Origin of the sequence: Sphingobacterium sp. JUb56 (assembly GCF_014191365.1) — a bacterium.
Classification (GTDB): Bacteria; Bacteroidota; Bacteroidia; order Sphingobacteriales; family Sphingobacteriaceae; genus Sphingobacterium; species Sphingobacterium anhuiense.
Genome location: NZ_JACHWL010000001.1, coordinates 3,490,401 through 3,514,265, shown reverse-complemented (window position 1 = coordinate 3,514,265; position 23,865 = coordinate 3,490,401). Strand labels below are relative to the sequence as shown.

At 34.6% G+C, this 23,865-nt stretch carries 18 protein-coding genes and 2 tRNA genes; 16 read left to right on the top strand and 4 right to left on the bottom strand.

Annotation, left to right across the window (positions count from 1 at the left end; all coding sequences use genetic code 11):
* Positions 1–8 precede the first annotated feature (8 nt).
* On the top strand, positions 9–428 hold the full coding sequence (locus FHR29_RS15030; RefSeq protein WP_132844044.1) for a SufE family protein: 420 nt from the start codon (positions 9–11) through the stop codon (positions 426–428).
* A 106-nt stretch (positions 429–534) separates the two neighbouring features.
* On the opposite strand, the gene odhB is transcribed toward FHR29_RS15030, so the two are convergent.
* From odhB to FHR29_RS15015, 3 genes are all read right to left on the bottom strand, one after another.
* The gene (gene odhB / locus FHR29_RS15025; protein ID WP_021189746.1) at positions 535–1,767 is read right to left on the bottom strand and encodes a 2-oxoglutarate dehydrogenase complex dihydrolipoyllysine-residue succinyltransferase; all 1,233 of its coding nucleotides are present in this window, start codon (positions 1,765–1,767) and stop codon (positions 535–537) included.
* 65 nt (positions 1,768–1,832) lie between these two features.
* Entirely contained in the window at positions 1,833–4,571 is a 2,739-nt protein-coding gene (locus FHR29_RS15020; protein ID WP_132844043.1) for a 2-oxoglutarate dehydrogenase E1 component, read from the bottom strand.
* 172 nt (positions 4,572–4,743) lie between these two features.
* Positions 4,744–6,003 (bottom strand): deoxyribodipyrimidine photo-lyase, encoded by a 1,260-nt coding sequence (locus FHR29_RS15015; RefSeq protein WP_183915576.1) that lies wholly within the window; start codon positions 6,001–6,003, stop codon positions 4,744–4,746.
* A 204-nt stretch (positions 6,004–6,207) separates the two neighbouring features.
* On the opposite strand from FHR29_RS15015, the gene FHR29_RS15010 reads away from it, so the two are divergent.
* The 3 genes from FHR29_RS15010 (at position 6,208) to FHR29_RS15000 (ending at position 10,015) form a co-directional block, all read left to right on the top strand.
* Positions 6,208–7,077 (top strand): hypothetical protein, encoded by an 870-nt coding sequence (locus FHR29_RS15010; RefSeq protein ID WP_183915574.1) that lies wholly within the window; start codon positions 6,208–6,210, stop codon positions 7,075–7,077.
* A 78-nt stretch (positions 7,078–7,155) separates the two neighbouring features.
* Entirely contained in the window at positions 7,156–8,994 is a 1,839-nt protein-coding gene (locus FHR29_RS15005; protein ID WP_183915571.1) for a UbiD family decarboxylase, read from the top strand.
* Between the two features lie 796 nt (positions 8,995–9,790).
* Positions 9,791–10,015: a CDGSH iron-sulfur domain-containing protein gene (locus FHR29_RS15000; protein ID WP_021189749.1), complete on the top strand. Its 225-nt coding sequence runs from the start codon at positions 9,791–9,793 to the stop codon at positions 10,013–10,015.
* 169 nt (positions 10,016–10,184) lie between these two features.
* On the opposite strand, the gene FHR29_RS14995 is transcribed toward FHR29_RS15000, so the two are convergent.
* Positions 10,185–10,269 (bottom strand) — tRNA-Ser (locus tag FHR29_RS14995).
* A 182-nt stretch (positions 10,270–10,451) separates the two neighbouring features.
* Between FHR29_RS14995 and FHR29_RS14990 the strand changes: the two genes are divergently transcribed.
* From FHR29_RS14990 to FHR29_RS14935, 12 genes are all read left to right on the top strand, one after another.
* On the top strand, positions 10,452–10,880 hold the full coding sequence (locus FHR29_RS14990) for a GreA/GreB family elongation factor (protein WP_183915569.1): 429 nt from the start codon (positions 10,452–10,454) through the stop codon (positions 10,878–10,880).
* Positions 10,881–10,976: 96 nt separating this feature from the next.
* Positions 10,977–11,471 carry a BON domain-containing protein gene (locus FHR29_RS14985; protein ID WP_021189751.1) on the top strand — a complete coding sequence of 165 codons (495 nt, stop codon included), beginning with the start codon at positions 10,977–10,979 and terminating at the stop codon, positions 11,469–11,471.
* A 21-nt stretch (positions 11,472–11,492) separates the two neighbouring features.
* Positions 11,493–11,912, top strand: coding sequence for an SH3 domain-containing protein (locus FHR29_RS14980; protein ID WP_021189752.1), 420 nt, complete (start codon positions 11,493–11,495; stop codon positions 11,910–11,912).
* Between the two features lie 166 nt (positions 11,913–12,078).
* A complete protein-coding gene (locus tag FHR29_RS14975; protein ID WP_132771992.1) occupies positions 12,079–13,527 on the top strand; it encodes a L,D-transpeptidase family protein in 1,449 nt (482 codons plus the stop codon).
* Between the two features lie 375 nt (positions 13,528–13,902).
* The gene (locus tag FHR29_RS14970) at positions 13,903–14,277 is read left to right on the top strand and encodes a YkvA family protein (RefSeq protein WP_021189754.1); all 375 of its coding nucleotides are present in this window, start codon (positions 13,903–13,905) and stop codon (positions 14,275–14,277) included.
* 273 nt (positions 14,278–14,550) lie between these two features.
* The gene (gene pckA / locus FHR29_RS14965; protein WP_132844038.1) at positions 14,551–16,119 is read left to right on the top strand and encodes a phosphoenolpyruvate carboxykinase (ATP); all 1,569 of its coding nucleotides are present in this window, start codon (positions 14,551–14,553) and stop codon (positions 16,117–16,119) included.
* Positions 16,120–16,145: 26 nt separating this feature from the next.
* Positions 16,146–17,162 carry a class 1 fructose-bisphosphatase gene (fbp, locus tag FHR29_RS14960; protein ID WP_132771990.1) on the top strand — a complete coding sequence of 339 codons (1,017 nt, stop codon included), beginning with the start codon at positions 16,146–16,148 and terminating at the stop codon, positions 17,160–17,162.
* 71 nt (positions 17,163–17,233) lie between these two features.
* Positions 17,234–17,731: a thioredoxin family protein gene (locus tag FHR29_RS14955; RefSeq protein WP_132771989.1), complete on the top strand. Its 498-nt coding sequence runs from the start codon at positions 17,234–17,236 to the stop codon at positions 17,729–17,731.
* Between the two features lie 217 nt (positions 17,732–17,948).
* Positions 17,949–19,727 (top strand): long-chain fatty acid--CoA ligase, encoded by a 1,779-nt coding sequence (locus FHR29_RS14950; protein WP_132771988.1) that lies wholly within the window; start codon positions 17,949–17,951, stop codon positions 19,725–19,727.
* 306 nt (positions 19,728–20,033) lie between these two features.
* A tRNA-His gene (locus FHR29_RS14945) sits at positions 20,034–20,110 on the top strand.
* A 101-nt stretch (positions 20,111–20,211) separates the two neighbouring features.
* The gene (locus tag FHR29_RS14940; protein WP_206368645.1) at positions 20,212–20,889 is read left to right on the top strand and encodes a M15 family metallopeptidase; all 678 of its coding nucleotides are present in this window, start codon (positions 20,212–20,214) and stop codon (positions 20,887–20,889) included.
* 558 nt (positions 20,890–21,447) lie between these two features.
* Positions 21,448–23,841, top strand: a complete 2,394-nt coding sequence (locus FHR29_RS14935) for a mechanosensitive ion channel family protein (RefSeq protein WP_183915567.1) — start codon at positions 21,448–21,450, stop codon at positions 23,839–23,841.
* Positions 23,842–23,865 lie beyond the last annotated feature (24 nt).

The window sequence follows — 23,865 nt, the reverse complement described above, 5'->3', positions numbered from 1 at the left end:
AAATAGTAATGACTATTAACGAAATACAAGATGAGTTAATTGAGGATTTTTCTTTTTTTACAGATTGGATGGAGAAATATGAATATATTATTCAATTAGGAAAGGAAGTTCCATTAATAAGTGAAGAACATAAAAAAGATGATTACATCATTAAAGGATGCCAATCGAAAGTTTGGTTATTTCCTGAAGTGAAAGATGGAAAAGTTTATTTCACTGCTGATAGTGATGCAATCATTACAAAAGGCTTGGTGAGTTTGATGGTAAAGGTTTTGTCTGGTCATACAGCAAAAGAAATTGTGGATGCTGATTTATATTTTATTAATCAGATCGGTCTTAATGAACATCTTTCGCCGACTCGTGCCAATGGATTGCTATCCATGGTGAAACAAATGAAATTGTACGCCTTGGCTTTGCAGGCAAGAGCGTAAATAAATTAGAACACTATTAGGTTAAGGGTTTAAGTTTTATTAAATAAAAAATCCCGATGAGAATTATTCTCATCGGGATTTTCTATTTAATAGCTTTTATTTGTTATTAAACTTCTAATAACAAACGAGCAGGATCCTCTAATAACTGTTTTACACGTACTAAGAAGCTTACAGACTCACGACCATCAATCACGCGGTGATCATATGAAAGTGCGATATACATCATTGGACGGATAACGACTTGACCATTCTCTGCAACTGGACGTTGGATGATGTTGTGCATACCTAGGATAGCAGATTGTGGAGCATTGATAATCGGAGTTGACATCATTGAACCAAATACGCCACCGTTCGTAATTGTAAATGTACCACCAGTCATTTCGTCGATCGTTAATTTGTTGTCACGTGCTTTTACAGCTAATGCGCCAATTCCTTTTTCGATTTCATGTAATGACATTGACTCTGCATTTCTAAGAACAGGAACTACTAATCCTTTAGGAGCAGAAACTGCGATTGAAATATCTGCAAAATCGGAATATACTAATTCATTTTCTTCAATTCTAGCGTTTACTGCAGGCCATTCTTTTAATGCTGTTGTAACAGCCTTAGTGAAGAATGACATGAAGCCTAGACCTACACCATGCTTTTCTTTGAAGGTATCTTTGTATTTAGCACGTAGATCCATGATCGGTTGCATGTTAACTTCATTGAAAGTTGTTAACATTGCTGTTTCATTTTTAACAGAAACTAAGCGTTTCGCAATTGTTTTACGCAATGAAGTCATTTTTTCACGACGTTCGTTACGTGAACCAGCTACAGCAACTGGAGCAGCGGCCTTTGGTGCTTCTTTAGCAGGAGCAGCTGCTTTAGGAGCTACTTGTGCTTTTTCAGCATCTTCTTTTGTAATACGGCCTTCTTTACCTGTACCCTTAATAGTAGCAGGATCAATTCCTTTTTCTCTTAAAATTTTAGCGGCAGCAGGGGAAGCAGTTCCAGCAGCATAAGAATCAGGATTCTCATCAGCAACATTAGCTGTTGCAGCAGGAGTGCTAGCTTTTTCTTCAGAAGCAGCAGCTGCAGGTTTTGCATCACCAGCAGGAGCACCACCTTCTTCGATAGTACATACTACAGCACCAATTTCTAAAGTATCACCTTCTTGAGCAATGATTCTTAAAATACCTGCTTTTTCTGCTGGTAATTCAAAAGTTGCTTTATCAGATTCCAATTCAGCGATGTTTTCGTCCATTTCGACGTAATCGCCATCTTGTTTCAACCATTGTGACAAGGTTACCTCAGTAATGGATTCACCTACGGTTGGTACTTTAATTTCTAAGCTCATATATAATGTTCTTTACAGACAATTGCGTCTTTTTGATAAAAGACGCAATTGGATAAAAATTGTTTTTATTCGAATGATTTATTTAAAATGCTAGCTTGTTGTGCTACGTGCTGTTTCATATAGCCAGTAGCAGTACTACCGCTTTCCTTACGTGCTACAAATCCAGTGAATGCAATTTCAGTATTCATTAGTTTACGACAGTAGTAAGACCAAGCTCCCATGTTTTCGTTTTCTTCTTGAACCCAAATAAATTCTTTTGCTTTGTTGTATTTTTTACGGATAGCTTTCAACTGTTCCTCAGGAATAGGGAATAATTGTTCTAACCTCACAATTGCAATATCTTTACGTTTATCAGCTTCTTGTTTTTCTAATAAATCGTAGTATACTTTACCAGAGCAGAACAACACACGTTTTACATCTTTTGCATTTACATTTGCATCGTCAATTACCTCTTGGAAAGTGCTGGTCGTAAAATCTTTCAATGAAGAAACAACTTTAGGGTGGCGCAACAACGATTTTGGAGTAAACGCTACTAATGGTTTGCGGAATTCACGAACTTGTTGACGGCGTAATAAATGGAAGTAGTTTGCAGGTGTTGTACAGTTTGCTAAGATCAAGTTTTCGTCCGCACAAAGCTCTAAGAATCTTTCGATACGAGCTGAAGAGTGCTCAGGACCTTGACCTTCCATACCGTGAGGTAATAACATTACTAAACCATTAGAACGTTTCCATTTCGTTTCTGCAGATGATAAATACTGATCCACAATAATCTGTGCACCATTGTAGAAATCTCCAAATTGTGCTTCCCAAATTGTTAATGCATGTGGGTTAGCTGAAGCATAACCATATTCGAAACCTAATACTGCATACTCAGAAAGTAGGGAGTTGTAGATTGAGAATTTATCTCCACCATTGATATTTGCTAATGGTGTGTAAGTTTCTTCTGAATTTTCTAATGTTAATACAGCATGTCTGTGAGAGAATGTACCACGTTGTACATCTTGACCAGAAATACGTACGCGGCTTCCTTCATTTAATAATGTAGCATAAGCCATTAATTCGCCCATTGCCCAATCGTAAGAATCTTTTTCAATCATCTTTGCACGATCTTCGAATAAGCGAGAGATTTTACGGAAGAAGCTTTTATCTTTAGGAAGTGTTGTAATTTCTTTTGCTAACTGTAAGAATGTTTTATCCGATACATTAGTTTTTACAGGTTTGAAAGACTCACCTTTTTTAGCGGGACGAAGACCTTTCCAAGCGCCTGAGAACATTGGAGTTTCTTCTGTTAAGTTAACAACTTCTTTTGATTCTTCTAATTTCTCTTGTAGAATTGCTTTGAAGTCTTTTTCTATTTTTTTAGAATAAGCTTCATCTATACTACCTTCTTCGATTAATTTTTTAGCATAAACTTCCTTTGGATTAGGATGTTTTTCGATCAATTTGTAGAGTAATGGTTGCGTGAACTTAGGTTCATCAGCCTCATTATGACCAAATCTTCTGTAACATAATAAATCAATGAAAACGTCAGTTTTATATTTTTGACGGTATTCAACTGCCAATTTAATGGCATATACTAAAGCTTCAGCATCATCACCATTCACGTGGAACACAGGTGAAGAAGTAATTTTTGCAACATCTGTACAGTATGTACCTGAACGGGCGTCTTTATAATTTGTTGTGAAACCAATTTGGTTGTTAATGACAATGTGGATTGTACCACCTGTTTTATAACCATCCAATTTGGACATCTGTGTTACTTCATATACAACACCTTGACCAGCGATAGCAGCATCACCATGAATAGCAATAGGAGCGATTTTAGAAGAATCGCCTTCATATTTCATGTCAATTTTTGAACGAACTAAACCTTCAACAATTGGATCTACGGTTTCTAAGTGAGATGGGTTTGGAGCTAAACTCAAATGGATTGTTTTACCGTCATCTGTTTTAACATCTGTTGAATAGCCTAAGTGATATTTTACGTCACCACCAAAGTTAATTTCAGGGTCTTCGGCATAAGTTTTACCTTCAAATTCTGAAAAAACAGTTTTGTAAGGTTTACCCATGATATTTGTTAGTACATTTAAACGGCCACGGTGAGCCATTCCGATTACAAATTCTTGGATACCTAATTCAGAACCTTTTTCGATAACAGCATCTAAAGCTGGAATTAAACTTTCTGCACCTTCTAAAGAGAAACGTTTTTGACCTAAGAATTTTGTTCCTAAGAAACTTTCAAAAGCAACTGCATGGTTTAATTTGTCTAAGATTCTTTTTTTGATGTCTAAAGAATAGGTAGGCTTGTTACGATCAGCCTCCATACGATCTTGTAGCCATTTAATTTTTTCCGGGTTACGGATGTATTTGAATTCTGCACCAATTGAGCGACAATAAGTATCTTCAATTAATTGTCTAATATCTTTTAATTTGGCAGGACCTAAGCCAACTTCTACACCAGCATTAAAGATTGTGCTCATGTCAGCTTCAGAAAGACCAAATGTCTCTAATTCTTTTCCAGGATAATATTTGCGACGTTCACGTACCGGATTTGTTTGCGTAAATAAATGACCACGGTCTCTGTAGCCATTAATCATGTTCAAGACATTAATCTCTTTTAAAACATGATCTGGTGTTGCATCTCCAGAAACACCAACACTTTCGCCAGCATTTTGACCAAAGTCAAAACCTTCAAAAAATTTTTGCCATCCAAAATCTACGGATTCTGGATCTTGTTTGTACGCTTGATATAAGCCGTCGATATAGCTCGAATCAGCGTTACTCAAATATGTAAGTTTGTCCATCTATTTGAAAAAATATGAATGTGTCAAAGTTAGGAATAAAAATAGAGTTTTAGGTACTGTGATTGATTATTTTAGTAACGAATTTCAATTTTAATCTTGTTTTTATTGTGAATAAAAATTTGACCCTATATGATGATTTTTTATTTAATTATTCAAATAAGCCATTTTGTTATTAACCCCAATAATCCTCTGGTTCTTGAATTCCTTTTGGATAATGTGTATTAATTAACTTTTGCCAATCTATTGGTGTATTATCTTTTTCACTTGTGCCGACCCCTGCTATATGCGACCAATTGCCATAGTTGGTTGCGGGACTGTAGTCGAATATATTTTGTTCAAACCAATATGCGCCTTTTAGCCAATTAATATTATATTCTTGCACAAGAAAGCTCGATACAATAATTCTCGCAAAGTAAGGGAGGTATCCTGTTTTTTGAAGTAAGATCATGCTTTGATTAACAAAATCATTTTCTGTTTCTCCAAATCTCCATTTATCAAAGAGTAATTGATCATTTTTACTCATTATTTGCTCTTTTTTAAATCCTTTCTCCTTAAAGAAAACATTTGGATATTTTTTTAACATGAATCTGAAATAGTCTCTCCAGAGTAACATATCTATGATTTTGTCAAAACGTTTATTTTTCTTACCGTTTTCCCTTTTCTTAATTTCATGATACAGGTTTATCGGCGATAATGAGCCCAGTGCTATAAAAGGAGATAGTAATGTATAGTCATGTTCTGACCCTCTAGGATCATCCAGTACAGCCTGCATCATTTCAAGTGCTAGATCTTCTCCACCTTCAATGAATTTGTTTTTAACAAGTTGTATTTCTTCTTTGCTATAACCTAACTCTTCCAAAGTGGGTAGAGCTGTTTTCTCGAGATGAGGGGCTGTTACAAAATTAGTAGGGTAATCTGCTGATCTTCTTACAAAACTTTCCCGCTCTATTTTCTTTTTGAATGTTGCAAATGAATTTGGAATATCACGGATTGGAAAAGGTAAATCTTCCTTATGGTAGAGGGTGTGACCGATGATATGCTTTAAATTAATTTTACTTTTCCAGAGTTCTTCTTCTACTTTTTCGGATATTGTAGTTTCTCTGTTAGCAACTTCACGATGATGATAGACTTCATCGACCTCATATTTTTGTGCAATGCGAGGAATAATATCTTCAGGATAGCCGACAAAAGTAATCAGATCACTTCCTAAGGATTGTAATTTTTCTTTCAGGGCTTTAACTGTTTCTAGTTGGAAGGCAGCTCTTATAACATTTGTATTTAAGAAGTCGTATTGGTTTTTAGCATAATATCTGGGATCAAAACAAAAGATAGGGATGATAAAGGAACTTTTTGAGGATGCTTCTAAAAACACTTCATTGTCATGAAGCCTCAAATCATTTCTAAACCAGATCAACGCGGCCCTTTTTTCCATACAGATATAATTTTTTTGTATTATTTTCCTCGAAAAAGCTTATAGGAAGTACAAATATATAAGGTTATTGTTTGTTTTATGGACATTATTTACATATTGACAATAAAAGGACAATAATTGTAAGTGTAAAAAAATGGTGGTGATTAAACCTTAGTGTTTTTTATTTGTTTAATCTCTAATTAAAGAAATTTGAATGGTTCATTCATGGAAGTATTAATTACAGGTTTAAACACGTATTTGGGTAGAAGGGCTGTCAGTCATCTAAATTCTGCGGAATTTAAAGTCACTGGATTGGTTCGTAATTTGGAACTTTTTAATAAACGATTAAATGAACCTGTAACAGCAGATTTAATTGAAATTGATTTATTTAAAACAAATACTTTGAGTAAAAATTTCTCTTTAGGAAATTTGCAGTTAGGGATTTATTTTACTCAGGTTCCGGGTTTGAATGACCAATTAAATATGCAAATGGAGCTTATTTCACTTCGAAATTTTATTCAAGTTTGCAAGGAAAACATGTGCAATAGAATTGTGTATGTTGCACAGTTGATGGATTCGTTCTACATTGATGCCATTCAGAGTTTATTTGAGGAACATCGAGTTAAGTATACGGTTGTCCTTAAATGTAGTGCAGTAGGGAAGGGCACTATTATTAGTGATATTTTCGGTCGCTTGGCCAAGAGTAAATTTATTCCTTACTGGAAACTTATCGGCGATTTAAAATTTAAGCCTATCCCACTATTGGATGTTTATCGTTGGATTAGGACAATTCCCTGGGAAGATAATTTTATTGGTGAGGTAATTTATTTGGGCGGGGAGGAGTCTTTAAACTATAAACAGCTTTTTAATCAATACATGGAAGTTTACCATCCTGATCGTGAGTATAAAACATTTTCGATCAAGAAATGGTTGGTAAAATTGGTGTACACTCGTTTTTATCGAATTCATGAAGAGAATTTTGATGAATTTAGGAGAGTGATGAAATATGAAGCTGAAGTTGATAATACCAGCTGGTCTAGAAAAGTGCACTTCACTTTTACCACAATTAATCGTTGCTTTTTGCTTGATCAATAAATCAAGGTAAGTATTTTTAAAACTTTTTCCTCCCAATTATTCTGTTAATTTTGTAATAGAACAATAGAATGGAGCTATATGGGATATAGAAGTTTAGCGGAGTGTGTTAGCGATTTAGAGCAACATGGACATTTGATCCGAATTAAGGAAGAGGTAGATCCTTATTTAGAAATGGCAGCCATTCACATGCGTGTTTTCGACGCAGAGGGACCGGCTTTGTATTTTGAAAATATAAAAGGCACAGATTTTCCAGCAGTTTCTAATTTATTTGGAACTTTAGACCGTTCTAAATTTATGTTTAGGGATACATTAGATCATATTAAAAAGCTGGTTGATGTCAAGATGGACCCTACCGCAGTTTTAAAAAATCCGTTCAAATATTTAAGCTCTTCGGCTGTCGCATTAGGAGCTCTTCCTTGGAAAAAGAAATCCAATGCGCCTATTTTGTATGGTAAAACTGAAATTAGCAAGTTGCCTCAAGTAGTAAATTGGCCTATGGACGGAGGTGCATTTGTAACCATGCCTCAAGTATATACCGAGGATATTACTAAGCCGGGTATCATGCAGGCAAATCTAGGGATGTATCGTATACAACTCTCTGGTAATGATTATATTCAAGATAAAGAAATAGGACTGCATTATCAATTACATAGAGGTATTGGTATTCATCAACAAAAAGCAAATCAATTAGGGAAACCTTTGAAAGTTAGTATTTTCATTGGAGGTCCTCCTTCACATCCTCTTTCAGCAGTAATGCCCTTACCTGAAGGGTTGTCAGAAATGATTTTTGCCGGGGCTCTAGGAAATCGTCGATTCCGCTATTTTTATGATCATGAGGGATTTTGTATTTCAGCAGATGCTGATTTTGTGATAACAGGAACCGTGTATCCTAATGAGAATAAGCCTGAAGGTCCTTTTGGTGATCATATCGGTTATTATAGTTTAACCCATCCTTTTCCTTTAATGAAAGTTCATAATGTGTATCATAAAAAAGATCCGATTTGGTCTTTTACCGTTGTTGGTCGCCCTCCACAGGAAGATACAAGTTTTGGTAATTTGATTCATGAAATTACAGGTGCCGCAATTCCTAAGGAAATTAATGGTCTACAGGCTGTTCATGCTGTTGATGCCGCTGGTGTGCATCCCCTATTGTTTGCTATAGGAAGAGAAAGCTACACGCCGTATCAAAAAGTGGATAGACCGCAGGAGATCTTGACGATAGCTAGTCAGGCATTGGGTAAAAATCAACTTAGTTTAGCGAAGTACCTATTTATTGCAGCGATTGAAGATGATCCTGATCTGAATATTTATGATGTTTCAGGTTTTTTGCGTCATATGTTAGAAAGAATCGATCTTTCAAGAGATTTACATTTTCATACTAATACTACTATTGATACTCTCGATTATTCTGGTGATGGACTTAATTCCGGCTCTAAAGTTATTTTTGCTGCCGCAGGTTCAAAGAAAAGAATATTGAGTAATGAAATTCCTTTGGGATTATCGTTTCCTCGTCCTTTCAATCATGTTAAGATGGCGATGCCTGGTATCCTTGTTGTCGATGGTGCTGCATTTTCATCTTATGAGCAAGAGGAAGTGATTTTGAAGGACTGGTGTGATGCAATGAAAGATGTTGATTTTACGGGGATACAGATGGTTGTTTTAGCTGATGACGCATCTTTTACTGCTGCAAATGAAAACAATTTTGTATGGGTAACCTTTACAAGATCGAATCCAGCATATGATATTTATGGTGTCAATAGCTTTACAAAATATAAACATTGGGGTTGTTATGGACCGGTTATTATCGATGCAAGACGTAAGCCGCACCATGCTCCTGACTTAATTAAAGATCCTGCTGTTGAAAAAAGAGTAGACGCAATGGGAGCAAAGGGGGGATCATTACACGGTATTATTTAGTGATCAAATATAACTTTTAATAGTTTTCGTCAAGGAGAGGGTTTAAATATGATTATTTATGCCCTCTTTTTTATTGCGTATATAAATAATATTCAATTACAATTTTCAGTAGTTTTACTACCACCACTTGAAACTATGTTTCAATAAACAAATAATTGTTACGATGATGATCTCAAAGTCCGTACTAGTCCGTGAAACTCCGTACTTGTCCGTGAAAGTGCAGACACCATTTGACATTGACTCGTTAAAGATAGTATATTCCTAGGGCAGTGTTTTGGAAATAATTTGTTATTTCTTCGCTGTATATTCAACTTTGTTTAGGTAGGGAGCTAAACTATAGTCAAAAGCATCTCGAGCAAATGTTGAATCATATACGTTCAAGTCCCGAAAGTTTTACGAACAATGCTCAAATAGAATTCATAGACCTATTTCCCTTTTAAAAAATCAGTTATACCGTTATTTAATTCTTTACCTACTGTTTATTGTTTTTTATGCGCTCTTTTTGTACCCTCAGTAAGCTTTGTTTACAAAGTTTACAAATTTGCTGCCAATCCATTACGAGGATCAAGATTTTTATTTGAGATTGGGAGTTTTAAGAGATTATATTTTAGGAATATTTTTTTCACCTAAAAGGGGGATGATATTCTAGTAATCTGTTTTTATTAGCTTGCTTGTATTTGTTGTTTTTTAGAGAATTCAATTTCGTTAAACGGAACGCTTCTAAATAGAAGTGAGATTGCGTAAAGTTAGTTCATTATCTCTAGTTTTGTATAGAAAACACATTAATAAAATAGATATGTCGAAGACGAAACTTACAATTAATAATAACGGATCAGTAAAAATTGAAGGCGATTTTGAAATCGTTGATAGAAATGGTGACACTTATGGTTTGCAGGGAAGAACAGTACTTTCGATTTGTCGTTGTGGATTATCCAAAAATAAACCTTTTTGCGATGGTGCTCACAATGGTCATTTTGAACATGAGGCTATTGCCTTTGATCTTCCTCCAAAGAAAGCATAGCCACTTCTGTAAGCAAATTTGATTACGAAATTAAAATAAATAATACCCATTTTGATGTCATTATGATGTCTAAATGGGTTTTTTGTTTTAATCTGAAATTGCTATTTTATGCATTTAAAATGAAAAGTCATTGCATAAAAAAACCTTCATCAAATGATGAAGGTTTTAGCGGAGAGCGAGGGATTCGAACCCCCGGACCTATGACAGTCAACAGTTTTCAAGACTGCCGCATTCGACCACTCTGCCAGCTCTCCGTCACAAAAGTACAAATTTTAAGCTCAATACCAAATTTATTTTGGCATTTAAAGCTGTTTTAATGTATTGTGAGCTGTATCATCCTGTTTTTTAGTTACTTTTATTTTGATTTTTTTCTTTAAATCTTTATCCCTAGTTTGCAATCATGGAGAAGGATTATACTTTATTACGATCGTCGTTAATGTCATCATGTAAATTACATGTTGAGGATCGCATTGCAAACTTAGAACTGGCATTGAAATCGGCTCAGGAGGCAAGTACTGATGATACTAAAAGTAGTGCGGGTGATAAATATGAAACTACGCGCGAAATGATGCAACAGGATATCGCGAGATGTCAAATGCAGTTGGCAGAAGCAAAAAAGGATGAATTAATATTAACGGGGCTTCTTGAACCTAATCATTTGGATTTTGTACAGAATGGAAGTATAGTGGAAACAAATTTGGGTATTTATTTTATTGCAATTAGCATTGGTGTTGTGAAAATCGATCATGATAAGGTGTTTGTAATATCTAATCAATCGCCAATCGGAAAGTTGCTTTTACGAAAGAAAGTTGGGGAATCATTTGTCTTCAATAATGTAGAACAACGTCTACTTTCTATTAATTAGTTTGGGGATCGAAACTATTTACTCTGATAATTGTTTAGATTTAAGTGTCTATATTGGATGATTTAGGCTTTAAAAAAAAAATAAAAAACTGTGATTATGGAGTTAAAAAGAGTATTCCCAATGTTAATGATGGCGGGCACTTTAGCTGTTGCAATGCCTTCCTGTAAATCTAAAGTTTCTGATGCTGATTTAAAAGCTAAAGTAGAAACGGTGATTACTAGCCATCAAGGTATAACGACATCGGTTAAGGATGGTGTCGTTACTTTGGAAGGTTTCGCATCTTCAGATGCAGAGAAGGCTCAGATTGAAACTGACGTCAAAGCTGCTGATAAGTCTATCAAGTCTGTTGTGAATAATATTATCGTGCAAGCTGTTCCTCCGGCAGAGATTTCTGTTAATACTGTGGATGAATCATTAGCTAAAGGTATTGTTGATGCTACAAAAGATTTTCCAACTGTGCAGGCTACTGTTAAAGATGGAGTTATTTCAGTAACTGGAACTATTGAAAAAGCAAAGTTAGTAACACTAAAACAAGCTTTGGATAATTTACATCCCAAAAAAGTTGATCTGAGTGCGGTTGTCACTAAATAACTAATTCAAAAAACGAATATCATGGCTTTAGAAGAAAAATATAAAGTATTATTGGATACTGCGAGATCATCTGGTATTAATGATTTAAATTATGCCGAGCAGGATGGCGTATTGCAAATTAGGGGTACTGCCCCTTCTGCAGATGTTAAGAATAAATTATGGGAAATATATGGAAATATAGACCCAAATTTTGCAACAGGAGATGTGGTTATGGATGTAGAAGTAGCTACTGAGGTTCCAGGAAGTGAGGTCAGGGTTATTACTGATAGTTCAAATCTGAACATTCGTAAAGGACCTGGTACTGATCAGCCAATCGTTGGAAAAGCTGCAAAGGATGAAATCATCACATTGATTAGTAAAGCTAATGACCAGTGGTGGTTAGTTCGGACAAAAGATAATGAAGAGGGGTATTGTTTTGCACAGTATCTACAGACAGTTTAAGTCTTTCTTAACCTTTAATAGAGCCTAAAATTATATTATTTTAGGCTCTGTTCGTTTTATAAGGTTGTAGCGGGACCTTGACAATTAGGGTAGTTGTAATAACAAATTTCAATATCATTTGAAACATTGTTATCTTTGAGCTTTTGAGCAATTTCTTAATTATATTATGCGAAATTTAGTGCTTGTATATTTTTTGTTTATACTTTCTTTTTCATCTTGTCAAACAGATCCGCCCACATTTGGTGATATTTTAGCAAAGTCATTTGATCAAGAGATATTTAAAGATTTTGATAGTACGGCATATTTCTCTGCTATTGAGAAAGAATTAAAAGGTGATAACTCTCGTTTGTTTAACCCGAAATGGATGCGTGTATTAGCAGATTCCTCTCGTGGTTTTACCTGGATACCTAATCAGTTGTTTACGGGTGGTACAGATACTTTATTGTACTATCTAGAAAGATCTGAAGAACATGGTATTGATCCCTCAATTTTTCATACTGTAGAAATTAGCCGTGCTTTGAATCGGCTAAAAAGTAAGCAAATAACGGATTTAAATGAGGCTTACCAATTGTTGGCAAAAGTGGAAGTTCTTTCTTCAGATGCTTTGGTTGCCTATTTGAACGTATTGGAAAACGGTATTGTAAATCCTAAAAAACTTTACGGAAGGTATTTTGTCGGGCATAAACGATATTCGTTAGATAAGGCAAAGCACTTGTTGGATAGTGCTTTAAATGTTTCGGAGGTTGTGAACCATGCTCAACCTACAAATTCGATTTATAGAAAATTTCAGCATCTGTTGCTTGAAGGAGATCTTAATAAGGAAGAACGTGTCAAAGTTTTGATGACCATGGAACGGTTGCGGTGGATGGGGGAAGATTTTCCTGATAAATATGTCTTCGTGAATATTCCGGAAATGAAACTTCAGATGATCACAGCAGGGGCTGTTGAACAAACGATGAATGTTTGTGTGGGAGAGACTGAAAACAAAGCTTTTGCTAAAACAGGGGAAAATCACGAAACTCCTATGATGCGCGGTGTACTGGATAGAATGCAAGTTAATCCTGTATGGAATATACCTAAAAGTATTGTGAAAAAGGAACTGTTAAATAGTGTAAGAGCTAATCCAGGTTATCTTGAGAGTCGGAATATGGTGGTTTATAATCTAAAGGGGCAAATCGTTGATCCTTATACAATAAATTGGCAGGCAGATTCGGTAGAGAATTTTAAATTTAAGCAAAACCCTGGATTTGATAATTCATTAGGGAATATAAAGTTCATCTTTGCAAATCCTTATGCTATTTATCTTCACGATACTCCTGCTAAACAGAAATTTAAGGTGAGTAACCGTGCTTTGAGTCATGGATGTGTACGTGTAGAAGATCCTACCAGTTTAGCTGCTTTTTTAGTTAATAATGAGAAAGAAGCGGAAAAAATTGCAACAGAAATCAAAGATTCAGTTAATAATTCCAGATGGGTGAAAATGAAAGAGGGCATCCCTGTTTACCTATCTTATTACACGACTTGGTTAGATGAGGATAATAAAATTCAACAATTTCCTGATATCTATGGTTATGACGAACGATTGAAGGTGGCAATGAAGAAATATCTCAATTAATTTTTAGTATCCGAATAAAATAAAATCCCCTTTACTTTTGTAAAGGGGATTTTATTTTATTCGGATTTGCTTTTACTAGCTTTCTTTGTTTTTTTCTCAGCTCTTTTTTCTTTTAGCGTCTTTTCAGCTTTCTTTTTATCATTCTTTACCGCATTTTGTTCCTTTGCCATAACAGTTATGTTTAAGTGAATAATAATTCTTACTAAAGCTACTGATAATAAATAAGATTATTTCTGTCTTAACGTATTTAATTGTTTTTGAGATATAATAGTTTATTGGAATAGATATTGAAGTAAATATACATTGCACCATTGTTGAGATTAAACTTTGATCTTATATTTTAGTCTTAACGGGTGGTTTTTATAATTTAAGGACATGAAGAAACAATTTCTAGGTAAGGCTCTGGCTCTATTTGAAAGATTTAAAACACATAAAATTACGTCGGCGGATTTAGAGGAAGCTGAACAAAAGGCGAAAAATTTGGATGTTCGAAAGGAAGATTTTCAATTGTTGATAGCAATGTGTAAGGATACATTTTCGGGAAAATACAAAATGAATAAGTGGAATTTATCCGTTATCGTTGCGACTATAATATATGTGATATCGCCATTAGATGCTATTCCAGACGTTATTCCGGTGTTGGGATGGATAGATGATGTGACTATTATTGGATATGCTATCTCAAAACTCTCCGAAGAAATATTAAAATACAAGTTGTTTAGTAAACAATCTATTGTAGTCAAATCTTAGGTCTAAAATATATTCATTTTTACAAAGCCCTTGTTATTCTAAATTTCAAGGGCTTTATTTTTGAATTGCGATTTGTTTTTTTTTTTTTTAGCAAAAATATGTTTAAATCTATATCTTAATTTTAGCTGTTTAAATAATATTTAAATTAATTTGTGGTTATAATGTTCTTATTTTCAAAGCATTGTAAATGTGTAGTTTCAACAATAAGCTAAATTTTGTTTGTATCTATGTGTTATATTTAGCTAGATTTGAACAATATTTTAAAACAAAAGTATGACTTTATCAAAGATTAAACAGTTAGCTGCTTTGGGTATTCACCAGCCCAAGGAAGTATTTTGTCAATTGGATAGAAATGCTCTTATTGGACATGCTATTCAAAAAGGAGAAGCTTCATTGGCTGAAAATGGGGCTTTGAATATTTTGACCGGTAAATTTACGGGCAGATCTCCTAAGGATCGTTATCTCGTAAAGGATGAGATAACTGAAAACAGAGTTTTTTGGAATGAAGTTAACCAAGCAATTACTCCAGATGCATTTAATAAATTGTATGATTTGACTACTGAGTATCTATCGGCTAAGGAACTTTTTGTAAGAGATTGTCAGGTTGTATCGAGTGATGATTTATCGAAACATCTTTTAGTTGTCTCCACAAAAGCTACTCAGGATCTGTTTGCTTCCAATATGTTTATTGAAACAAACGGTATTGAATATACTGAGGTCGATTGGACTGTTCTTGTAGCTTCGGATCTTCAAGTTCCTAATTTTCAGGAGTTGGGTCTTAATGCTCCAAATTGTGTTGTTATTGATTTTAGTCGTTGTGTTGTCTTGGTCATTGGGACTGGTTATACTGGAGAAATTAAAAAAAGTATTTTTTCGATTTTGAATTTTATATTGCCCGTTGAGGATGGAGTTTTGTCCATGCATTGTTCTGCAAATGTTGGTAAAGATGGAGATACCGCTTTATTTTTTGGATTATCGGGTACGGGTAAAACGACACTTTCTGCGGATGTGAATCGTAATTTGGTTGGTGATGATGAACACGGCTGGTCTGACAATGGTGTGTTTAATTTTGAGGGTGGGTGCTACGCAAAGTGTTTAGGGTTAAATCCGCAACAAGAACCGGAGATCTGCGGAGCTATAAAATCGGGATCACTTTTGGAAAATATTAAATTTCACGAGGGTACAGCTGTTCCTAATTTTGAGGATGCAAGTATTACTGAGAATATGCGTGTTTCTTATCCTTTATCCTATATTTCTTCCTATAAAGATGTTAAATTGGTTGATGCACCTAATAATATATTTTTCTTGTCAGCGGATGCTTTTGGAGTTTTGCCTCCAATATCAAAGTTAACTATAGAACAGGCCATGTATTATTTTATCAATGGCTATACTGCAAAGGTTGCTGGTACTGAGATGGGTGTTTCAAAACCAACGGCTACATTTTCAGCTTGCTTCGGGCAGGCATTTATGCCATTACATCCTATGGAGTATGCTGAGTTATTAAGAGATCGATTAAAAAAGAATCCAGATACTAAGGTTTGGTTAGTCAATACTGGCTGGATCGGAGGACCTTTTGGTGTGGGTAGACGCATCAAGCTCGCTTATACGCGTAGTTTAATTCAGGCCGCATTATCAGGAGAACTGGAGGAATATCCTATGGAAGTGCATCCGATCTTTAATTTAAAGTATCCCACATTTTGTCAAGAAGTTCCAGAGCAGATTCTAGGAGCCAAGCAATTGTGGGGCAATGATGATGCCTATGATGAGCAGGCCATGGCTCTAAAATCACTTTTTGAGAATAACTTCAAAAAATATCAAGATACCTATTTTACTACCGTCTAATGTAAAGGCTAAATCATTGTGTATATATGAAAACGTTGGGTCAATTTATTATTGAAAAACAGGCTGATTTCCCTTTTGCAAAAGGAGAGTTATCCCGATTGTTAAGAGATATTGCTATCGCCGCAAAAGTGGTAAATCGTGAAGTTAATAAAGCGGGGTTAGCTGATCTTCTGGGTGCATGCGGGGATATGAATATACAGGGCGAGGTGCAACAGAAACTGGATGTCTATGCTGACGTTCAATTTACTTCCGCACTACAGCGGGGAGGAGAATGTTGTTATTTAGCTTCGGAGGAACATGAATTGGGCATTGATTTGTCGCATGATGTTGTTTCCAAGAATGCTAAGTACATGGTTTGTATTGATCCTCTAGATGGTTCTTCTAATATCGATGTGAATGTTTCAGTAGGAACAATTTTTTCAATATACAGAAGGGCGAACAATGAACCTGTTTCGATGGCTGATGAACTATTGCAACAGGGGCGGAAGCAGGTTGCGGCAGGATATATTATCTATGGTTCGTCAACTATGCTTGTATATACTACCGGAAATGGTGTGAATGGGTTTACTTTAGATCCTTCTATAGGAGAGTTCTGTTTATCTCATCCTAATATGAGAATTCCTGAAAGTGGGCAGATTTATTCTATCAATGAAGGAAATTATATTAAATTTCCACAAGCGGTCAAGAACTATATTAAATATTGCCAAATTGAAGATTCGGCTTCAAAACGTCCTTATACTTCCCGCTACATCGGGTCAATGGTTGCTGATATACATCGTAATTTGATTCGTGGAGGTGTTTTTATATACCCTGAAACATTATCTTTTCCTACAGGAAAGTTGCGTTTGATGTATGAATGTAACCCTATGGCTTTTATTGTTGAGCAGGCGGGAGGCAAAGCTACTACTGGCAGTGAACGGATTTTGGATATTCAGCCTACTGAATTACATCAGCGTGTTCCTGTAGTTATAGGAAGTAAACTCATGGTTGAACAGGTGGAGTATTTTTATAGTATGGAGCTTGAATCGTCGTTGAATGTATAAAAACTCATGAATGCAGGTTTGTTTTAAGCTTTACTTTCCTTAAATTTGATTTTACATTTGAATAGAATTGTATGCGCAAGATTATAAGAGTTTTCACGTTATGCTTTGTTTTTTTTACTTTTCAGCAGATTATTGCACAAACGAAGCCTGTAGGAGAAAAAGATACTTTATCATATCCTTATCATCCTGAAGCTAATGCACAAGAGGATTTAGATAAACTAATAGCTCAGGCTAATAAAGAGGATAAAAATATTATTATTCAAGCGGGAGGTAATTGGTGTATTTGGTGTTTGAGATTTAATGATTATATTCATAAAACTGCTGAGATTAATGATTATCTCCGTCATAACTATCTATACTACCATCTTAATTATTCCAAAGAGAATAAAAATGAGGCCATATTTAAAAAGTATGTACCTGATTCGTTAAAATTAGGATATCCTTTTTTTATTGTCATGAATAGTACAGGTGAAGTCCTTAAAATTCAGGAAAGTGGTAGTTTAGAATCTGGTAAAGGCTATGACAAAAATAAGGTCATGCAGTTTTTTAAAAGTTGGTCTAAAAAATAAATATTTATAACCTTCAAAAAGGGCTTTGGGAAATAACTCAAGGCCTTTTTTGTTTACAGAATAAATTCAATTGATCTTAAATATTTGGATTCTTTTATTGGGACTCATATTTTGAATTATTTTCTATTGACAATTGGTTAGTTTTGTAAACTTATTCTCTTAGCATTTTGTTTAAGAGATGACCTTACTCTCAAGGTGGATTTTTTTAAGGATTGAAATGGAAGAAAAATTAAGAATATTTGATTTAGCTGAACGGCAGTTAGGATTATATCCCGGTCTAGCCATGTTCTCCAGTAAAATAAATGGAGACTGGACTGATCTAAAGACTGATGAGTTTATTGGTCAGGTTAATGCGCTATCAAAAGGATTAATAGAATTGGGGGTCAAGCCTAATGAAAAAGTTGGTTTAATCGCCGAAAGTAGTGTGCAGTGGCATATTGTTGATTTTGCAATTCAACAAATTGGAGCTGTAGTTGTTGCTATTTATCCAAATATTACGGATGCTGATTATCAATATATTTTTAATGATGCCGAGATTCGGGTTGCTATAGTTAGTACAAGGAGTCTTTATCAAAGAATTGTTAATATTAAAAATTCCATCTATACGCTCAAGTATATTTTCTGTATGAGTTCGCATGATGAGGTACGGAATTGGAAAGAGATTGTTCAAATAGGAAGTCATATTGAGGATGGGCATCTTCAAAAACTGAAAAATGCAGTAAAATCTGATGATCTTGCAACTTTGATTTATACTTCAGGAACTACAGGAAAGCCTAAAGGTGTGATGTTGTCACATGATAATATCATAGCAAATGTTCGATCGGCCCGAGAGATTACCCCATGTAAGGCTTATGATCGCGGACTAACATTTTTACCTCCTTGTCATGCTTATGAAAGGATGGTTATATACACTTATTTTTATATCGGTATAACCGTTTACATTGCAGAGTCTTTTGATAAGATCGGTCAAAATCTAATAGAGGTAAAACCTAACATAATGACTGCTGTCCCTCGCATTTTGGAAAAAGTATATGAAAAGATCATTAAGAAGGGACATGACCTGCATGGTCTTAAACGTAAAATATTTGATTGGGCTGTATCGGTAGGGGAAAATTATGATCCCGATCCTCAAAAAAGAAGTTTTGCATATGATGTTAAATTAAACCTAGCTAGGAAACTGGTATTAAATAAATGGTATGAGGGACTTGGAGGTTCTTTACAGACAGTTGCTTCTGGCAGTGCTTCTTTGCAAAGTAAGTTGACACGTGTTTTTTTAGCTGCAGGTATTCCTATTTATGAGGGATATGGGATGACTGAAGCATCTCCACTTATATCTGTTAATCATTATTTAAGAGGCACTCGTGTAGGTACTGTTGGACTTGCGGTAAAGGATGTTCAGATAAAATTGGCCAGTGATGGTGAGGTTTTAGTGAAGGGGCCAAATATCATGATGGGATACTATAAAAATTCGGAAGAAACGAGTAAGACGATTATTGATGGGTGGTTGCATACAGGTGATATCGGAGTTTGGGAGGACGGTCTATTTTTAAAAATTATTGATCGAAAAAAAGAATTATTTAAGATCTCAGGAGGCAAATATGTGACTCCTCAGCCTATTGAAAAAAAATTAGTAGAGTCTAAGTTTATTGAACAGGCGATGGTGGTTGGTGATGGGATGAAATTTGCTTCTGCTTTTATAGTTCCTGATTATGGACATTTAATTGACTGGGCCAAATCTGAAAATCCTAATCTTCTAAAATTATCTAAGGCAGATTTTCTGAAGCAAGATCAGGTTATTAAAAAAATAAATCAAGAAGTGCGTATGGCTAACCAACATTTTGGTAATTGGGAGCAGATCAAAAAACCTATAATCATTGCAGATGAATTTACAATTGAAGGGGGAGAACTTACTCCTACATTAAAGCTGAAACGTAAAGTGATTTTGCAGAAGTACAAGACAGAGTACGATCATCTTTATCAAAGTGCCATTGATTGAATTTGATAAAAGTCAAATATAGGAAATGGTGATTACAAAAAATATGTTTTAGCAAAGAGTAGATATTTTTGCGTTACGTTTTTTTGTCCACACGTAATTTCTAAAGCGAATTTGTTTGTTTTTTATTTAACAAGTGCGGTTTTATATTTTGTATTTATTGCCGATATGCTTGATGAATAGGGCTGAAGTCGATATTTGTGAAAATTAAATTCTTAATTATGAACGAAGTAAAAATTTATTGTAAAAAAAGATTAAAAACAGTTTCTAAATACCAATAATTGTTCTACTTTTGTAGCAACAAACACGGTAGATGTAGCTCAGTTGGTTAGAGCATCGGTTTGTGGTACCGAGGGTCGTGGGTTCGAGCCCCATCATTTACCCCAAGCCAGTACATAAGTACTGGCTTTTTTTATTCTCTTTTATTTCGACAGGTTGTTCAAGTAGTATCCTATATTTTTATTAACTTCAAGCATACAACTTATCAATGAAAATGCATCGCTATCTTTTCTTTATCTTTATTTTTAGTCAAACCACCATTTTTGCTCAGCAAAAATTACCGAAAGGTTTTAGTTATGTTAAAGATATCATACCTGGAATAAATGTTGATCTACGTTATTATAGTTCACATAATTTTGTTGGTAAGAAAATCGACGGTTATAAATCGCCTGTCCTTATATGGAGTACTGCAGCGACAAATGCTTTGAAAAAAGTGGAGAAGGAATTAAATGCACAGGGAATGTCATTGAAAGTTTTTGATGCTTATCGTCCACAAAAAGCGGTTCAGCATTTTAAAAGATGGGCTCTACAAATTAATGACACTTTATCAAAAAGAGAATTCTATCCGAATCTAGATAAAAGAAATTTATTTAAATTAGGTTATATCGCAAGTAAATCGGGGCATAGTCGAGGTAGTACGATCGATCTAACGATAGTCACTCTTATTGATCATAAGGAATTGGATATGGGAAGTCCTTTTGATTTTTTTGGACCAATATCCCATTTTGATACTGAGGAAATTAATGCGACGCAGAAAAAGAATAGAATAATGTTGAAAAGCATCATGATGAAACATGGTTTTAAAGGCTATGCTAAAGAATGGTGGCATTTTACTCTAATTCATGAACCTTACCAAAAAACATACTTTGATTTTGATGTTTATTAAGTTGGTGCTGTTTTTTTGAAATTCAAGAAATTGAAAAACTAACTTTGTTATGTTAATTTTTTAGATCTATCAAAGCGGTAAGAAATGCCTTATTCATTCCTGTTATATGGTTTAAGTATATCGATAGACATGCGATAATGAAAAATTAACTATTCGTTTATGGAAAGCATTCTTTAAAAGCATATACATTCTATCTACGCTGGGTTCAACAGTTAAATCTTATTTTCTGGCTTCTTTTTAGTTTTTTATGGTCGCAAGTTTTAGGAAAAGCCTGTGACCAATTTGTGTAATACACCTATTACTAGATACAATTGTCAGATCTGTTCTGGAAATGCCTTTATTTTAATTTGATAAAGTAATCTACATAACATGAATTTAGGAATTTATTTCGATTCGAGCTCTAAATAAAAATGTTGGAACTTTTATTTCAGATTAAGGATGTCTGAAGGTTCTGCTAGTTCCTTATAATCGTAGATATTTAGTTATTTTTGTTGAACTTGAATTTGATTGCACACATTCATCTTGAGTATCCTTTGTTTTTAATTTAAAGAATATTAAATGAAACCATCTAGTTATATATTGATTTTGTTTTTATTGCTCTGCTTTAGTGATAAAAGTTTCGCTCAGATCGCTGTTGATACGATTAGCGCAAGGAAGAGCGAATACATTGTTAAAGCTTCTCGTAATAAGGAAAATCGTAGAGAAAATAGGATGCGACGCAATTTTGTAGATACTGTCGCTAGTTTGCAGTCGAATAGTACTGTTGATAGTCTGCGGGCTGATCTATCAAAGATCAATGTAAAATACATTGCAAATATTCGTGCATACGCATTGGAAAGTGAGGCTATACATAAGCGTGATATACGGACTGAATTTATTGAGAAGGTGAATAATTTTTCTGGAACGCTTCCTCCAGATTCTGTGACTTCATGGACGCATTATGTTCGCACTCAAATCGCTGATTTAAATGCATTTCACAGTAGTTTAGAAAGTTACAACCGTAGTCTTAATTTGACTTTAAGTCAACTAAAAGGGTTTCGATCAAAGTATAGTCAAAGTGAAACTAATGAGCGGTTAAGCACTTATTTGACTACATCAGAACAAGATGTGCAACGTAAAATTGATTCTTTACAAGTGTCTGTAAGTATTACCAATGATAATTTGAAGGCTTATTATGGTTTATCCCATCATGTGAAGGAAACTGTCTCTAAGCAAACTAATGCAGGGAAGTCGGATACCTCAGCTGTAAAAAGTTCATTATGGAAAGCTGGAGGTGCCGCAGTTACAAAAGAGAAAATTTTAAATAATTTAAAAGATAATTACAGAAAGAGTAAATCGCTAGATACTTATGTGAATAAGACTGAGTGGACGAGTCGGGTGTTATTGATTATTTTGGTATTTGCTTATCTCTATTGGATTGTTTCGACAGCTTATGTATTAAATAAGCATAACAATAGCCTATCTGCTACGAAATCATCTTTTAATTATTGGGTTCCTGTTGGAAAAGCATTTGTTCTATTTCTGACGTTATTACCTATTGTTTCCATTGTTACTCCAACTTTGGTTATTCAAGGGATGCAATTGCTAATTATGGCCATATTTGGTCTTTTGTTAAGAAAGAAATTTACTGTAAAACATGGTAAAATTGTAGGATTTTTACTTCTTTTTTATATATGCGATGTCTTTGTCAATTCTGTTGTGAGCGAAGACCTTATTATGCGGATTGTTTGTATTTTATTTAATATAGTGGCTTTAGGAATAGGGTTTTATCTAAAAAAGAATATTAACGATCCTACTGCCGCGGGCTATATTCAACTTCCAGTTTTTATCATATTTGCCGTTTTAAATATTGGTGCAATTATTCTGAATATTTTAGGCTATGTTGATCACTCTCGTAGTTTTAGTATTGCTGGTGCGGTTGGTCTTGCACAATCTTTTACCTTGACTTTTTTCACGCAGATGATAAAAGAGGATGTTAGAAATCAGTTTTCAAGAAATCGTGTGAAGAGAGGATTTTGGTTGCGATTTAATGAAGAACGTGCTTTGAAGGCTACAGGGGATGCTTTAAAATTTGTTTGTCTTCTACTAGCCATTATTGTGCTGGCGAATAACCTTCAGTTTGCTGCTTCTTTAGCATCTTCGGTGTCTAAATTTTTGAGCAGTAATCATCAGCTCGGTGGAATTAATTTTAATTTTGGTAATTTATTGTTAGCGGTAATTATATTGGCTGCTGCTAATTGGTTTCAAAAGAATTTGAATTTATTGTTGATCGGTGGTGAAAATGGAACGTTGAGTACTGATTACGATCAGAAAATGACCCTTTTTCCCTTATTTAGGTTGATTATAATTGTTATAGGTTTTTTTATAGCTATTTCTGCTTTAGGTGTTAGTCTTGATAAGTTGACGGTAATCGTTGGAGCCTTAAGTGTTGGTATAGGTTTAGGAATGCAGAATATCATTAATAATTTTGTTTCGGGTATTATTTTAGCTTTTGATAAACCTTTTCGCGTTGGAGATCGCATTGAGTTGGCTGATAAAAAGGGTAGGGTAAAAGAGATTGGTATTCGCGCGAGCATCTTAAATACTGGAGATGGGGCCGAGGTTATTATCCCAAATGGTGATTTATTATCTGGACGTGTGGTCAATTGGACTTTATCTAATGATGATGCAAAAACAAGTTTTGTTATTCAGGTGGATCGTACAGCTGAACTTGATACTTTAAAATCATGGATTACAGAGGCTGTTGAGCATAGTACTTTTAGTAAACCTGAATTGGGTATTGGCATTAGCGTTCAAGATATAAGTGAAGAAATGATTTACCTTAGTATTAGTTGCTGGATTGATAATTCGGGTAATAGTGGTGGTTTTAAAAATGATGTCTTGATTGAATTGAATAATCGGTTCAAAAAAGAGGAACTGAAGTTTTACAGTATTGCCCCTTCAAATAAATAGTTGAACTTATATAATAATAGCAAA

Bases quoted from the DNA above. Each gene is read 5' to 3' on its own strand.
- FHR29_RS15030 (WP_132844044.1), top strand. From the start codon at position 9: ATGACTATTAACGAAATACAAGATGAGTTAATTGAGGATTTTTCTTTT.
- odhB (WP_021189746.1), bottom strand. From the start codon at position 1,767: ATGAGCTTAGAAATTAAAGTACCAACCGTAGGTGAATCCATTACTGAG.
- FHR29_RS15020 (WP_132844043.1), bottom strand. From the start codon at position 4,571: ATGGACAAACTTACATATTTGAGTAACGCTGATTCGAGCTATATCGAC.
- FHR29_RS15015 (WP_183915576.1), bottom strand. From the start codon at position 6,003: ATGGAAAAAAGGGCCGCGTTGATCTGGTTTAGAAATGATTTGAGGCTT.
- FHR29_RS15010 (WP_183915574.1), top strand. From the start codon at position 6,208: ATGGAAGTATTAATTACAGGTTTAAACACGTATTTGGGTAGAAGGGCT.
- FHR29_RS15005 (WP_183915571.1), top strand. From the start codon at position 7,156: ATGGGATATAGAAGTTTAGCGGAGTGTGTTAGCGATTTAGAGCAACAT.
- FHR29_RS15000 (WP_021189749.1), top strand. From the start codon at position 9,791: ATGTCGAAGACGAAACTTACAATTAATAATAACGGATCAGTAAAAATT.
- FHR29_RS14990 (WP_183915569.1), top strand. From the start codon at position 10,452: ATGTCATCATGTAAATTACATGTTGAGGATCGCATTGCAAACTTAGAA.
- FHR29_RS14985 (WP_021189751.1), top strand. From the start codon at position 10,977: ATGGAGTTAAAAAGAGTATTCCCAATGTTAATGATGGCGGGCACTTTA.
- FHR29_RS14980 (WP_021189752.1), top strand. From the start codon at position 11,493: ATGGCTTTAGAAGAAAAATATAAAGTATTATTGGATACTGCGAGATCA.
- FHR29_RS14975 (WP_132771992.1), top strand. From the start codon at position 12,079: ATGCGAAATTTAGTGCTTGTATATTTTTTGTTTATACTTTCTTTTTCA.
- FHR29_RS14970 (WP_021189754.1), top strand. From the start codon at position 13,903: ATGAAGAAACAATTTCTAGGTAAGGCTCTGGCTCTATTTGAAAGATTT.
- pckA (WP_132844038.1), top strand. From the start codon at position 14,551: ATGACTTTATCAAAGATTAAACAGTTAGCTGCTTTGGGTATTCACCAG.
- fbp (WP_132771990.1), top strand. From the start codon at position 16,146: ATGAAAACGTTGGGTCAATTTATTATTGAAAAACAGGCTGATTTCCCT.
- FHR29_RS14955 (WP_132771989.1), top strand. From the start codon at position 17,234: ATGCGCAAGATTATAAGAGTTTTCACGTTATGCTTTGTTTTTTTTACT.
- FHR29_RS14950 (WP_132771988.1), top strand. From the start codon at position 17,949: ATGGAAGAAAAATTAAGAATATTTGATTTAGCTGAACGGCAGTTAGGA.
- FHR29_RS14940 (WP_206368645.1), top strand. From the start codon at position 20,212: ATGAAAATGCATCGCTATCTTTTCTTTATCTTTATTTTTAGTCAAACC.
- FHR29_RS14935 (WP_183915567.1), top strand. From the start codon at position 21,448: ATGAAACCATCTAGTTATATATTGATTTTGTTTTTATTGCTCTGCTTT.